The following is a 14,262-nucleotide window of genomic DNA, read 5'->3' on the forward strand; positions in this document are numbered from 1 at the left end:
CCCCAAAGCCGCACTGGGCTACCGTCCTGCGTTCGGCTTTGCCCCTGGGGTCGGAAAAACGGCCTCTTGGGCGAGACCGCCTACGCCGCGCTCAGGATGACGCTGCCGCCCGGCAAAGCGATAAACGCGCGGAGCCTGGCCCCATGCGCTCACCGGCCGCATCGCCTCCTTATCGCGAACCCTGGCTCGCTGCGGCAGCAGCCGGCTGATGCTGGCTTAACCACTTGTTCATCATCCCGATCTCGCCAGACTGCGAGGCCACGATACCCTGGGCCAATTTACGCACCTGCGGATCTTTGCCGTACTCCAGCACCACCTTGGCCATATCCACCGCGCCCTGATGATGCGGAATCATGCCGCGCATGAAATCCACATCGGGATCGCCGCTGTATTGAATCATCATGGCCTGATGCATCCGATCCGACGCAGCACGGTAAGCCGCGATCGCGGCATCAGCCGACTTGCCCGGGGCCGCCCTGTGCTCGCTTAACCACTTGTTCATCATCCCGATCTCGCCGGACTGCGAGGCCACAATATCCTGGGCCAGCTTACGCACCTGCGGATCTTTACCGTACTCCAGCACCACCTTGGCCATATCCACCGCGCCCTGATGATGCGGAATCATGCCGCGCATGAAATCCACATCGGGATCGCCGCTGTATTGCACCATCATGGCGTGATGCATCCGGGCATCTGCGGCGCGGTAAGCTGCGATGGCGGGGCTGTCCTTCACCGAGGAGCGGGCCGGCATCGCGTGCCCAGCGTCCGCCAACACCACCCCCCCAGCCTGCGCCGGCTGTTGATACCCCTGGATCACAAACAGGCCTGCCACGGCGAACAAGGCCCCGGAAACAAAGCGGAGATTGAGTCTATTGGCCTTCATCAAACACTCCCATAAGAAGAAATAGGCAGGCTCACGATATGACTTACCACCGTTGGAAGGTCAACCCCCCGCAACCGCCGTCCACCGGGTCATACGCTGCCCCTTGCCTGCGCGATGGGCAGATGCATTGAGCTGCGTCACTATTTTCCCGGCCTGCAGACCAAGCAACGCGCTTGCTGCGGCAAATAAGAATAGGACATATCTTATGAGGGAGGTGCTTAAATTTGGCGATCATCTCCGGTCACAGCATAAAGAATCAGACAATACGCAGGATTTGATGTTTGACGTTCCCACAATGGCAAGCTTTAAGGTGCTCACATGTCAAACGTCCACCATGGGAAACCCATCATGAATACGCCAACCACGACTGATGCCCGAAGCGCCGCAGCCGTCCTCAGTCTGCCTATTGAGGGCATGACTTGCGCGAGCTGTGTGGGCCGAGTCGAAACCGCCCTGGCCAAAGTCCCGGGCGTAGCAAGCGTGTCCGTCAATCTCGCCACCGAGCGAGCGGATATCCGCCTGGCTGGCCCGGTCGATCGCCAGGCGCTCGTTCAGGCGGTCGAAAAAGTGGGCTATGACGTGCCAGCCGGCGCCGTGGAGCTCGCCGTCGAGGGCATGACCTGCGCCTCCTGCGTGGGCCGAGTGGAAAAGGCCTTGAAAGCGGTGCCCGGCGTCAGCGAAGCCAGCGTCAACCTGGTGACCGAACGGGCCACCGTGCGCGGCGTGGTGGACACGCAAGACTTGATTGCGGCGATCAAGAAGGCGGGCTACGAGGCGCACCCCATCGATACCAGCATGCAGGCTGACGCCGAAGCCGCCGGGAAAAAAAACGCCGAGCGCGCTGAACTCAAGCGCGACCTGATCCTGGCCACCGTGCTGGCGCTGCCCGTATTCGTGCTGGAGATGGGTTCGCACATGGTCCCTGGCGTGCACGAGTGGGTGGCGGCCACCATCGGCATCCAGCAAAGCTGGTACCTGCAATTCGTGCTGACCCTGCTGGTGCTCGTCTTTCCCGGCCGGCGCTTCTACACCAAGGGCTTTCCTGCGCTTGTGCGCCTGGGCCCCGACATGAACTCGCTGGTCGCGGTCGGCACAGCCGCCGCCTTCGGCTACTCGGTAGTCGCCACCTTCGCGCCCGGCCTGCTGCCCGCCGGCACGGTCAATGTCTATTACGAAGCGGCCGCCGTCATCGTGGCGCTGATCCTGCTGGGCCGCTTTCTTGAGGCGCGGGCCAAAGGCCGCACCTCCGAAGCCATCAAACGCCTGGTCGGCCTGCAAGCCAAAGAAGCCCATGTGCGGCGCGACGGCCGCGTCATAGACATCCCCATCAGCGACGTGGCCCTGGGCGACATCGTGGAAGTCCGCCCCGGCGAGCGCGTACCGGTCGATGGCGAAGTGATCGAGGGCCGCAGCTTCGTAGACGAATCCATGATCACGGGCGAGCCGATTCCGGTCGAAAAAGAAAGCGGCCATACCGTGGTGGGCGGCACGGTCAACCAGAATGGCGCATTGACGCTGCGCGCCACGGCCGTAGGCGGCCAGACCATGCTGGCTCAGATCATTCGCCTGGTCGAACAGGCCCAAGGCTCCAAACTGCCTATCCAGGGCGTCGTAGACAAGGTGACGCTATGGTTCGTGCCCACCGTCATGCTGGCAGCCCTGCTCACCTTCGTGGTCTGGCTGGCGTTCGGCCCGTCCCCCGCGCTGTCCTTCGCCCTCGTCAATGCCGTGGCGGTACTGATCATTGCCTGCCCCTGCGCCATGGGCCTGGCCACGCCAACCTCGATCATGGTCGGCACCGGCCGGGGCGCCGAAATGGGCGTGCTGTTTCGCAAGGGCGAAGCGCTGCAACTGCTCAAGGACGCCAAGGTGGTGGCCGTGGACAAGACCGGCACGCTGACGGAAGGCCGCCCTGTCCTGACCGACCTGGAGATCGCCGAAGGTCTGGACCGCAAGCAGGTGCTGGCAAAAGTGGCCGCCGTGGAATCACGCTCGGAACATCCGATCGCCCGCGCCATCGTCGAATCCGCCGAGCAAAGCGGCATCGCGCCGCCCGAGATGACGAACTTCGAATCCATCACGGGCATGGGGGTGCGCGCCACCGTGGATGGCTCCCGCGTCGAAGTCGGCGCAGACCGTTTCATGCGCGAACTGGGCCTGGACGTGGCCGGCTTCGCCCACACCGCCGAACGCCTGGGCAACGAAGGCAAATCGCCGCTCTACGCCGCAATCGACGGCCGCCTGGCCGCCATCATCGCGGTGGCCGACCCGATCAAGGCCAGCACCCCTGCGGCCATTGCGGCTTTGCACAAGCTCGGCCTGAAGGTGGCCATGATTACCGGCGACAACGCGCGCACGGCGCAAGCCATCGCCCGCCAGCTGGGCATAGACGAAGTGGTGGCCGAAGTGCTGCCCGAAGGCAAGGTCGAAGCGGTGCGCCGGCTCAAAGCCAGCCATGGCCATGTCGCCTACGTCGGCGACGGCATCAACGATGCCCCCGCGCTGGCGCAGGCCGACGTTGGCCTGGCCATCGGCACCGGGACCGACGTCGCGGTAGAGTCAGCCGACGTCGTGCTCATGTCCGGCAATCTTCAGGGCGTGCCCAATGCCATCGCCCTCTCGAAAGCCACGATAGGCAACATCCGCCAAAACCTCTTCTGGGCCTTCGGCTACAACACCGCACTCATCCCCGTCGCGGCAGGGGTGTTATACCCGGCCTACGGCATCCTGCTCTCACCGATCATTGCGGCAGGTGCGATGGCGCTGTCCAGCGTCTTCGTGCTCGGCAACGCACTGCGGCTGCGCCGCTTCCAGCCGCCCCTGGCGGCGGACACGGCGGCTAACGAGGCGCCGTAACCAAGAACGGTCAGCGGCAAGGAGACGACGGCCAGGGGATCGCAGGGGCGATGCCCTGGCCCGGCCCACGCCGCATCGGGGGGCCGGCCACAGGCGATAGCCTTCGGCAAGGGCTCTGCCGGCGCTCACAGGCCTAGCGCTTGCATCGCCTGCTCCAACTCTTCGGCCGACATATCCCGCACGATCAGGACCATGGCGCCCGGCGCAGCGTCTTCACGCAAGACCCGCGCTTCGGGCAAGGCGAAGACATGCTGCACGCCATGCACCGCCCTCAGACTCCCGTCCTCCCAGCGCAGCAAGCCCTTGGCCCGCAGCAGGCGTTCTCCGACATGACGTTGCATATACCGCGTCCAGTTGGCATAGGCTTGCCAACTTAGCGGCGCACGCTGCCGGAATGCATAGGACACGATACCGTAGCGCAGCACATGCGCCAGCGGCCCGGCGGCGGCAGACGGAGACTCCCGCAATACGACCGCGTCCAGATGCTCCGGGCGCAGCTCGTCAAACAGCGCCGGTGCGTCCTCATCCACCGTGGCGGGCGAGACCGAACGGATCGGCGCGCTGGCGTTGTATCCCCTCAGCGCGGTCTTCAGCGCTTGAATCGCGGCCTCATCGGCCAGATCCACCTTGGTCAGCGCGATGCGGTCGGCGATCGCGATCTGGGTGCTGGCTTCTCGATAAGCAGCCAACGTGCCCATCCCGTGCAGCGCGTCCGCCGTCGCCACCACGCCGCCGAAGCGGTAGTGCCGAGCGATCAGCGGATCGGCTGCCAGCGTGTTGATGACCGGACAGGGGTCCGCCAGACCCGAGGTCTCCACCACCACCCGGGTAAACGACGGAATCTCACCGCGCTGGCGACGGTAGTACAAGGACTCCAGCGTGTCCTGCAAAGAACTGGTGGACGCGCAGCACAGACAGCCAGAATCCAGCAGCACGACATCGGTGTCATCCGACTTGCCCACCAGCATATGATCCAGGCCGATCTCGCCGAACTCATTGATGACCACTGCGGTATCGGCAAAGCGCGGACTGCGGACCAGGCGGGACAGCAGCGTGGTTTTGCCGCTGCCCAGAAAACCGGTCAGCAGGTAGACGGGGATAGGGCGAGCGGTAGCGGCCATGGCTCCAGCTCAGTCTCGCGCGGCATCGGCGGGCGCAGGCAGGCCGCGCAGGTAATCCTGCACTTCGCGCGACGGGATCACATCCGCATACTTGCAGTTAAGGTCGAACAAACTCATGGCGTGGCTGGCCTGGAAGCGGTCGAACGCCGCCTCTTCGGGGATGATGACCTTGAAATTGTATGAGTAGGCGTCAACCGTCGTGACTCGCAGGCATCCCGACGACGTGCAGCCCACCAGGATCAGGGTGTCCACGTCGAGAAAATTCAAGTGGCTCATGAAGATCGTGCCGAAGAAGCAGGAAGGCTTCTGCTTGGTGATGCGGATGTCTTGCGGACGCGGGGCCAGCGGCTCCACCGTCTGGGTCGCATGGGTGTTTGCCAGCACCGTCTTTTCCCCGCCCCGGTGGTTCTTGCCCACTTGCACGCCGCTGTCCAACAGGTCTGCGCGCCGGCCGCTCTCGGTATAGAAGACGGGGATGTTTTTTTCGCGCGCCAGTTCCAGCAGCGGCACGATATGCGCAACCGCATCCCAGGCTTCGCGGCCGCAGTGGGTGCGGTATTGCTTCAAGCCCTCCAGGATGTCCTCGGGCGTATCGCCGCAAAAATTGTATTGCACGTCGATGATGAAAAGCGCGGGGCGCTTGCCGAAGCCGCCGCGCTTGCCGTAGCCGGCCTGGGCCAGCACTTGCTTGTCGCGTTCGGTAAGGAAGTCGTCCCAGATTCGCTTGGTGTCGCTCATAGTGGTTTCCATCAGAAAGGCTATTGATTCAGTTCAAAGACGCTTGAGAAAGCGGCCGCCGGGCTTGGCGCGGGCCTCGTCCGTGATGCGGCCGTCCAGCGCCACGGTGCGCCCGCGCACCAGCGTGCGCACGGGCCAGCCTTTCAAGGTCATGCCCTCGTAAGGCGAATAATCGGAGTTCGATTCCAGGGTGGCCGGATCGACGGTGCGTTGCAGGTCGGGGTCTACAATGACGAGGTCCGCGTCCTTGCCGATCTCGATGCTGCCCTTGCCCGGCATGCGATAGATGCGGGCGGAATTCTCGGCGCTAAGCTTCATCAAGGTCTCCAGGGGAACACCTCGGCGGTGATAGCCTTCGTGCAGCAAGATCGGCAGCATCAGGCCCGTGCCCGGGAAGCCATTGCTGGCCGCCCAGATGTCTTTGTCCTTGGTGGCCCGCTTGCGGGGCACATGGTCGGTGCCTATCGTGGTGATGGAGCCGTCCAGCACACCTTCCCACATGGCGTCCACATCGCTTTGGCCTCGCACCGGCGGATTGACCTTGGCATAGGTTCCGGCGGGCGACTCATCGTTCAGAAACAGATAGTGCGGGCAGGTCTCGACGTAAATGGGCGGCGCGTTGGGCGTGCGCCGATGGCGCCGCGCCTCGTCCAGCGCCTCGCGGCTGCTCAGGTGCACGATATTGACCGCGGCGCCAGTCCTTGCCGCGAAATAGCACACGCGGTGCACGTTCTCGGCCTCCAGAAAATCCGGGCTCTGCTCATTCCATGCCTTCAAATCATCGCGGCCGGCTGCGCGCAGAGGGTCTCTCAGCACGGGGATGACCTCGACGTTTTCGCAGTGCACGCCCATGATTGCGCCGGGGATGGCGGCCGTGGCGCGCAAGGCCGAATACAGCAGGCCGTCGTCAATGTCGGTGAAGCCCTTGGACAGACCTGCCGCGCCCTTGTACATCATGTATAGCTTGTAAGACGACACACCGAAACGGCGTGAAATTTCCTCTAGCGTTTCCACATGCAGATTGCTGGTGATGCCGAAATGAAAACCAAAGTCGACACAGCTTTGCGACAGCGCGCGGTCGCGCACGCTTTCAAAGGATTCGCGGATGTCGGCCGATCGGTGGAAAGACAGCACCGTAGTCGTGCCGCCCAGCGCGGCGAAGCGCGACTCGGTCTCGAAATCGGTCTCCGGCGAGCCGAATCCGAAGTGCACATGAGGGTCGATCAAGCCGGGCAACACCCACAGCCCCTGGCAATCAATCGTTTCGCGGGCCTGGAGCGGCGTGCCGGGTTCGGCGATGATGGCGATACGGCCATCGATGACGCCCAGCACACCCTCGGTCAAGCCCTGCTGCGGCAACAGCAGCCTTGCATTGGTCAGTAAGAGATCCAGCATGATGTCGAGTTTTCCGAATGATGCGTGTTGTCAGCCATGGGCCGCGTCGGCGGCCTTCGTGTCGGTCAAGAAAGCGTTGAGAACGCTGGCGGGAATTCCGCCTTCCGCCATAAGCTTGCGTTCTGCATGGGTAAGCACCTGAGCATAGGCCTGAAAGCGCACCTGGCGGCTGCCGTCCTCGGCGATCACGTCAATGGGTTCCCCCTTCAACACGCCATTGGCCACATTCTCCAAGCGCAGCGTCTGCGCGCCGGTCAACCCGAGCTGACGCCAGCCCTGGCCGGGCGCAAACGCCAGCGGCAGCACACCCATACCCACCAGATTGGCGCGATGGATGCGCTCGAACGACTCCGCGATCACCGCGCGCACGCCCAGCAGCGCCGAGCCCTTCGCCGCCCAATCCCGGCTGCTGCCCATACCGTAGTCCTTGCCCCCCAGGATGATGCAGGCCTCGCCCGCATCGCGGTAGGCCGTCGCGGCGTCGACAATCGGCATCAGCCGGCCGCTCGGATAGTGGCGGGTGACGCCGCCTTCCATGCCCGGTGTCAGGGCGTTCTTGATGCGGATGTTGGCGAAGGTGGCGCGCGTCATCACGTGATGGTTGCAACGGCGGGCCACATAGGTGTTGAAGTCGCGCGGCGCCACCCCCTTGGCGATCAGGTAGCTGCCGGCAGGCGTGTCGGCGGGAATCTCGCCGCTGGGCGAAATATGGTCGGTCGTCAGCGAATCGCCGAACGCCGCCAGCACACGTCCGCGCGCCAGGCCAGCCGCCAGGTCGGCCAAGGCGTCGCGGCCAGGTTCGGTCTTGAAGAACGGGGGTTCAACCAGGTATTGCGAATCCGGGTCCCAGGGAAAGCGCAAACCGGCCGGCGCGGCCAAATCGCGCCAGATGGCGCTGTCCAGGCTGGCAGGGTCATACACTTCGGCAAACAGCGCCGGGTCCGAAGCCAAAGGCATCAAGGCCATGATCTCCTCCTGGCTAGGCCAGACATCGCGCAGATAAACCGGGGCGCCGTCCGCGCCCGGCCCCAGCGGCTCGCGCTCGAAATCCACGTCGATGCGGCCCGCCAGCGCATACAGCACCACCATCGCGGGCGACCCGATGTAGTTGGCGCGCAGCAGCTTGTGAATACGCCCTTCGAAATTCCGATTGCCCAACAGCACGGCAGCGGCAACCAGGCCGCCTTCGACAATGGCTTCGGCCACCCCGGCGTCCAGCGGCCCTGATTTACCGCCGCACGTCGTGCAGCCATAGCCGATGACGTGAAAACCCTGGGCTTGCAGCGCCGTCAGCAGGCCCGCAGACTCGAGATAGCGGGTCACGGCGCGTGAGCCTGGCGCCAGCGAGCGCTTAACCCAGGCAGGCGGCGTCAAACCACGGTCCAGCGCCTTACGCGCGATCAGGCCAGCCGCCAGCATCACGCTGGGGTTGGACGTATTGGTGCAAGAAGTAATCGCCGCCAGCGCCACCGAACCATGGCCGACGACGTCGCGGCCGGCCGCAAGCCCCATGTCCACCTCGAAGCCGCCCTCCGATTGCGGCGCGCCCAGACGACGGCGGAAGTCTGCGGCGACATCCGCCACATCCATGCGATCCTGCGGACGGCGCGGCCCAGCCAGGCTGAGACGCGCCGCCGACAGGTCGATATCGATCACTCGGCTATAGGCAGGCGCGGCTTGCGCCGTATCGCGCCAGAGCTGATTGGCACGCGCATAATCTTCGATCAAGGCCAATTGCGCTTCGTCGCGCCCCGTCATGCGTGCATAGTCCAGCGTGCGCGCGTCGATCGGAAAAAACCCGCAGGTGGCGCCGTACTCCGGCGCCATATTGGCGATCGTGGCGCGTTCGGGCACGGCAAGCGCCGCCACGGCCGGGCCGAAGAATTCGACCATGCTGCCTACCACGCCTGCGGCGCGCAATTGCTGCGTAACCAGCAGCGCGGCATCCGTGGTGAGGGCTTGGATAGCACCGTGCAGCCGTACCCCCACGACCTCCGGGATAGGAAAAGTGTAGGCATGGCCCAGCAGAGCCGCCTCGGCATCAATGCCGCCCACCCCCCAACCCAGCACGCCCAGCGCGTTGACCATAGGGGTGTGAGAATCGCCGCCAATCACGAAATCGGGATAGGCCCACTCGCCGTCCGGGCGTGTCTGGTGTGCGACGACCGGCGCCAAGTACTCCAGGTTGACCTGATGGATAATCCCGATGCCGGGCGTAATGACGCGCAGTCCTTTATAGGCCTGCTGCGCCCACTTCAAAAATCGATAGCGCTCGTCGTTGCGTTCGAATTCCCGTCGCAGATTGCGCTGCACCGCCCCCGAGTCGCCCCAATAGTCGACCTGAAGCGAATGATCGACGATCAGATCCACGGGAATTCGCGTATCCACCTGCGCCGCGTCGCCGCCTGCCTGAGCGACCGCGTCGCGCAAGGCCGCCAGGTCCTGCAAGACCGGCAGCCCGCTGGAATCCGGCAGGATCACGCGGGCCACATGCAGCGGCAGATCCGCCCCGATGTGCTTGCCCCAATCCCACAGCCGGCTGATTTCCGCTTCGGATACCGCCGCGCCCCAGGCCCGGTGCCGCAAGAGGTTCTCCAGCAGCACGCGGATGACATAGGGATAGGTCCGGATATCACGGCCTTCGGCATGGGCGGCGGCGGACAGATCCGCATAGCGCAGCACCCTGCCGCGACAGGAGAAAGACTGGATCATGGAAAGGCTAACCGGGAGAATATCAACTAAGACCATCTTACGATCTTAAAAACAATAGTGTCAACATTATGAGCGTTTTTTGAGGCAGGTTTATAGACCTTGATAAGCCTGCTCCACCCGCCACGCCGCCTCTCTCGATAAGAAACCTAGGGAAATCCCTGATAAATAGACGAAAAATCCCGTCTTTTCTATAAAAACAGCCGCCCGCAGCACGCCGAGCCGCAATCCCGCCCGACCCAAAAGAGTTGACACTTTTATAATCCCTTTGATAGGCTGTTAACACTATGAACACCTCCTCGCCCTCCATCGCCACCAAGGATGACGCCTCCGGCCCGTTGGCCGACGTGGTGTTCGACCGCGTGCTGGAAGCGATCTACCAGGGCCGGCTTGCGCCAGGCAGCGTCATCAACGAGGTGGCGCTGGCGCAGGAATTTGGCGTCAGCCGCGGCCCGGTTCGCGAAGCGGTGCGCCGCTTGCAAGGCATTCAACTGGTCACGCGCGAGCCCTACATCAAAGCGCGCGTCGTCACGCTGTCGGCAGAGTCCGCGCTGGAACTGTTCCAGATGCGGATGGCGCTGGAAGGCGTGGCCTGCAACTTAGCAACCCGCCGCATGAGCGACGAGGAAATCGCGCAGCTGCTCGCCGAGCTGGAACAGGACCGCCAGCGCCGCCTGGAAGCCGCCACCGGCGGCGAGCGCATCTTCGACTTCCACGAGCGCATCGTGCTGGCCAGCGGCAACACCCGCATCATCAACGCCCTATGCGGCGACCTCTACCACCTGTTGCGCGTCTATCGCCGGCACTCTGGCACCGTGCTTGAACGCAAGGACGACGCCTATGCCGAGCACTGGCAGATCTTGCGCGCCATCCGCGCGCGCGATGCGGAGCTGGCGGAATCGCTCATGCGCTCTCACATCGAACGCGCAGCGCAACACCTTTTTGAACACCTGGCAGAAGGGGCATCCGGCATCGCCGGGCATCCCGTCCCGGCCGTATAACGCTATTTGGAGCAGCACGACATGAACAACCCGCGCCACCAGTTCCGGCAATTGCTGAAGAACGAACCCTTCCTCGTATCCCCCGGGGTCTACGATGGATACAGCGTCCGCCTGGTTGAAGCTGCGGGTTTCAAGACCGCCTGCACTAGCGGCGCAGCCGTGTCGAATGCGCTGCTGGGCATCGCCGATATCGGCGTCATGGGCCTGTCCGAAAACGTGACCCATTGCCGCCACCTGGCAAGGTCCGTCTCCATCCCGATCACCGCCGACGCCGACACCGGCTACGGCAATCCGGTCAATGTCTACCACACGGTGCAGATGTTCGAGGAAGCCGGCGTCGCAGGGATCAATCTTGAGGATCAGGTCAGCCCCAAGCGCTGCGGCCACATGCCCGGCAAAGATGTCGTCAGCGAAGCCGAGATGGTCAAGAAGATCGAAGCCGCCTGCCTGGCGCGGCGCGATGACGATTTCGTCATCATCGCCCGCACAGACTCGCTCGCGATCGAGGGCATCGAAGGCGCGGTCAAGCGCGCCCGCGCTTACGCCCGGGCTGGCGCGGACATGCTCTTCCCCGATGCCGTGCGCACGGAAGACGATATCAAGCGGCTGGTGGACGCTGCGGGCATCCCCGTGAGCATCAACATGGGCTTTGGCATCCGCAACCGCCCCACCACCCCGCTGATTCCCTTGCCGCGCCTGAAGGAAATCGGTGTCAAGCGCATCAGCCTGCCCCGTATGCTGCCGGCCGCCGCCATCCACGGCATGCGCCAGGCCTTAGCGGTCATGCAAGGCGTCATCGCCACAGGAGAACCGGCGGATCGTCCCGATTTGCTGGTCGGCATCGAAGACATCATGCAACTGATGGGCTACGAGCAGATGCGCGCCATGGAAAAGCGCCTGACGACGTTGGACACCTGAGAACTGCCATGATCAAGCCTAAGGCGTCGGCGCATTGCATCCTGACAGGCGCGGCATCCGGCATTGGCCTGGCGCTGGCCGAGCGTCTGCTCGCCGAGGGCTGGCGGGTGACCGGAGTGGACATTGCGCCCCCCGTCATCCAGGACAACACGCAGTACCGCCATCTTGTTTGCGACCTGGCCGACCCTGCCGCCTTGCAGGCTTTGTGCGCGGACCTGGACGGCTGCGCGCCGACCGCGCTGGTGCACTGCGCCGGCCTGGTGCGCACGGGCGGCGCGCGGGATACGCGGCCGCAAGACACCGAGCTGCTCTGGCGCCTGCATGGCGCCGCGCCGATGGCGCTGGTCCAGGCCTTGGCGCCGCAACTGCCCGACCGTCGCGGCCGCATCCTGCTGGTATCCAGCCGCGCCGTGCTGGGCCGCGCGCAGCGCCTGGCCTATGCCGCCACCAAGTCTGCGCAGATTGGACTGGCGCGCAGCCTGGCCGCTGAACTCGTCGGCCGTGGCATCACCGTCAACGTGATTGCGCCCGGCGCGGTCGACACCCCCATGCTGAACGATCCGAAACGGGGTGCCGCGCCCAGCCTGGACCTGCCGCTGGGCCGCCTGATCACCGCGCGCGAAGTCGCCGCGACCCTCGCCTTTTTTCTCAGCGACGAAGCGGGCGCCATCACGGGACAGACACTCTACGTTTGTGGCGGCGCCTCCTTGGGAGCCATGACACCATGACAAGCGCGAACCCACCCCTGCTGGACGACAAGGTTGTCATGGTGACCGGCGCGGCCGGCGGACTCGGTCAGGCTATCGCCAAGCATTGTCTCGATGCCGGCGCCCGCGTGGCCCTCCTGGATCGGGACGCGGACATGCTGGCGCAAGGCTGCCGGACCTTAGCCCTCGCACCCTCCCGCATCCTGACGCTGAGCTGCGACATCACCGACGCCGATGCCTCCCGCTCGGCCGTGGAACAGATCGCCACCCACTGGGGCGCCATCGACGCTCTCGTAAACAACGCCGCCACCGTCACGCCAAGCGCCAAGGTCGCCGACCTGACACCGGATCAATGGCGGCTCGCGCTGGACGTCAACCTCACCGGCGCCTGGCTGATGAGCAAGTGGGCGATTAGGCATATGACGCGCGGCGGCGTCGTACTGAATATTGCTTCGCAACTGGGCAGCGTCGCCGCGCCGGGCCGGGGCGCCTATGGGGCGAGCAAGGCTGGCCTGATCGCCCTGGCGCGGGCCATCGCGGTGGACCATGCCGCCGACGGCATCCGCGCCTTGAGCCTATCGCCCGGCGCGGTCTTGACCAGCCGCCTGGTGGATCGCTACGGCAGCGCGCAGGCCGCCAGCGCCGCCTTAGCCGCCAAATACCCGGCCGGGCGACTCGGCACCGTTGAAGAGATCGCGCAAACCGCAGTTTTTCTGATCAGCGAGGCTGCCTCGTTCATCACGGGCACGGACATCCGTGCCGACGGCGGCTATACCGCGCAATAGCGCGGCCACCGTTTTACTCACGCAATGCTTACACCACAACAAGGGGATTGAATCATGACGCACTCGATTACTTCCGCCACGCGCACGCGCCTGTCGCGCCGCAGAGCACTCGGTATGCTGGCCACGCTTGCCGGGGCCATCGGGCTTGTCAGCGCCCCCGCTTTTGCGCAGGGCAGCGACAACTTCCCCAATCGTTCCGTCACGATCGTCGTGCCCTTCCCGGCCGGCGGCGCCACTGACATCACCGCTCGCCTGGTAGCCGAAGGCCTGTCCAAAAAGTGGGGCCAGCCAGTCGTCATCGAGAACAAGCCGGGCGCGGGCGGCAACGTCGGCTCAGAATACGTGTCTCGCGCCGCGCCTGATGGCTACACCCTAGTGCTGGGCGTCACCGGCTCGCACGGCATCAACCCGTCGCTCTACAAAAACATGCGCTATGACCCCCTCAAGGATTTCGAGGCCGTCACGCAAGCCACCCTCTACCCGAACGCGATCATCGTCAACAACGACGTACCGGCCAACAACCTGCAAGAACTCATCGCGCTGCTGAAAAACACCGATAAGTACTATTCGTATGGCTCCGATGGCAATGGCACGGCTTCCCACCTGGGCATGGAACTGATCAAAAACCAGGGCAAGTTCGAGCTTTCGCACATCCCCTACCGCGGCAGCTCGCCGATGGTGACGGACCTGCTGGGTGGGCAGATCCAGGTCGGCATCACTGGCCTGCCCGCCGTACAAGCCTACGCGAAAAGCGGCAAGCTGAAGATCGTGGCCTTGACCACGGCCGAGCGTTTTGCCAGCGCGCCCGACTACCCGACGGTGGCTGAGCAGGGCTTTACGGGCTATGCCGCGCCGCCCTGGTCTGGCTTCTTTGTTCCCAAGGGCACGCCCAAGCCCTTGGTGGAAAAAATCTCGGCCGACATCCGCGAAGTCATGGCCGACCCGGCGGCAAAGGAAAAAATCATCGCCGCCGGCAGCGAATTCACGCCCACCACGCCCGAGCAGTTCGAGGTCTTCGTGCAGCAGGAAATCGCAAAGTGGGCCGAGGCCGTCAAGATCTCCGGCGCCCGCATCGACTAAACCGCAGCACCGCCCGCCCCGCCAGCGCGGCGGCCTGCACCACCAAGGCAGATGCACGGCAAGCCATTG

The 14,262-nt window shown here is 64.4% G+C and carries 11 protein-coding genes; 6 read left to right on the forward strand and 5 right to left on the reverse strand.

Features of this window, described 5'->3' with window-relative positions; translation table 11 throughout:
* Positions 1-169: 169 nt before the first annotated feature.
* Positions 170-883, reverse strand: coding sequence for a CopM family metallochaperone (gene copM, locus U0029_RS14305; protein WP_012416325.1), 714 nt, complete (start codon positions 881-883; stop codon positions 170-172).
* A 348-nt stretch (positions 884-1,231) separates the two neighbouring features.
* Here copM and U0029_RS14310 point away from each other — a divergent pair, with 348 nt between their 5' ends.
* Entirely contained in the window at positions 1,232-3,739 is a 2,508-nt protein-coding gene (locus U0029_RS14310) for a heavy metal translocating P-type ATPase (RefSeq protein ID WP_114852740.1), read from the forward strand.
* 125 nt (positions 3,740-3,864) lie between these two features.
* On the opposite strand, the gene U0029_RS14315 is transcribed toward U0029_RS14310, so the two are convergent.
* The 4 genes from U0029_RS14315 to acnA are packed head-to-tail and all read right to left on the reverse strand — an operon-like array spanning position 3,865 to position 9,705.
* The gene (locus U0029_RS14315; RefSeq protein WP_114852739.1) at positions 3,865-4,860 is read right to left on the reverse strand and encodes a CobW family GTP-binding protein; all 996 of its coding nucleotides are present in this window, start codon (positions 4,858-4,860) and stop codon (positions 3,865-3,867) included.
* Between the two features lie 9 nt (positions 4,861-4,869).
* Positions 4,870-5,598, reverse strand: a complete 729-nt coding sequence (locus tag U0029_RS14320) for an isochorismatase family protein (protein ID WP_114852738.1) — start codon at positions 5,596-5,598, stop codon at positions 4,870-4,872.
* 33 nt (positions 5,599-5,631) lie between these two features.
* Positions 5,632-6,993, reverse strand: coding sequence for a dihydroorotase (locus tag U0029_RS14325; RefSeq protein WP_012416321.1), 1,362 nt, complete (start codon positions 6,991-6,993; stop codon positions 5,632-5,634).
* Positions 6,994-7,023: 30 nt separating this feature from the next.
* A complete protein-coding gene (acnA, locus tag U0029_RS14330) occupies positions 7,024-9,705 on the reverse strand; it encodes an aconitate hydratase AcnA (RefSeq protein ID WP_114852737.1) in 2,682 nt (893 codons plus the stop codon).
* Between the two features lie 284 nt (positions 9,706-9,989).
* Between acnA and U0029_RS14335 the strand changes: the two genes are divergently transcribed.
* Genes U0029_RS14335 through U0029_RS14355 form a run of 5 tightly spaced genes read left to right on the forward strand, consistent with a single transcriptional unit; the run spans position 9,990 to position 14,193 of the window.
* Positions 9,990-10,703, forward strand: coding sequence for a GntR family transcriptional regulator (locus tag U0029_RS14335; protein WP_012416319.1), 714 nt, complete (start codon positions 9,990-9,992; stop codon positions 10,701-10,703).
* A gap of 21 nt (positions 10,704-10,724) precedes the next feature.
* Positions 10,725-11,621 (forward strand): isocitrate lyase/PEP mutase family protein, encoded by an 897-nt coding sequence (locus tag U0029_RS14340; RefSeq protein ID WP_012416318.1) that lies wholly within the window; start codon positions 10,725-10,727, stop codon positions 11,619-11,621.
* An 8-nt stretch (positions 11,622-11,629) separates the two neighbouring features.
* Positions 11,630-12,349 carry an SDR family NAD(P)-dependent oxidoreductase gene (locus U0029_RS14345; protein WP_012416317.1) on the forward strand — a complete coding sequence of 240 codons (720 nt, stop codon included), beginning with the start codon at positions 11,630-11,632 and terminating at the stop codon, positions 12,347-12,349.
* Positions 12,346-13,113, forward strand: coding sequence for an SDR family NAD(P)-dependent oxidoreductase (locus U0029_RS14350; RefSeq protein ID WP_012416316.1), 768 nt, complete (start codon positions 12,346-12,348; stop codon positions 13,111-13,113). The genes U0029_RS14345 and U0029_RS14350 overlap by 4 nt, the downstream gene beginning before the upstream one ends.
* A gap of 54 nt (positions 13,114-13,167) precedes the next feature.
* Entirely contained in the window at positions 13,168-14,193 is a 1,026-nt protein-coding gene (locus U0029_RS14355; RefSeq protein ID WP_012416315.1) for a Bug family tripartite tricarboxylate transporter substrate binding protein, read from the forward strand.
* Positions 14,194-14,262: the final 69 nt, after the last annotated feature.

Source organism: Bordetella avium, from assembly GCF_034424645.1.
Lineage (GTDB): Bacteria > Pseudomonadota > Gammaproteobacteria > Burkholderiales > Burkholderiaceae_B > Bordetella > Bordetella avium.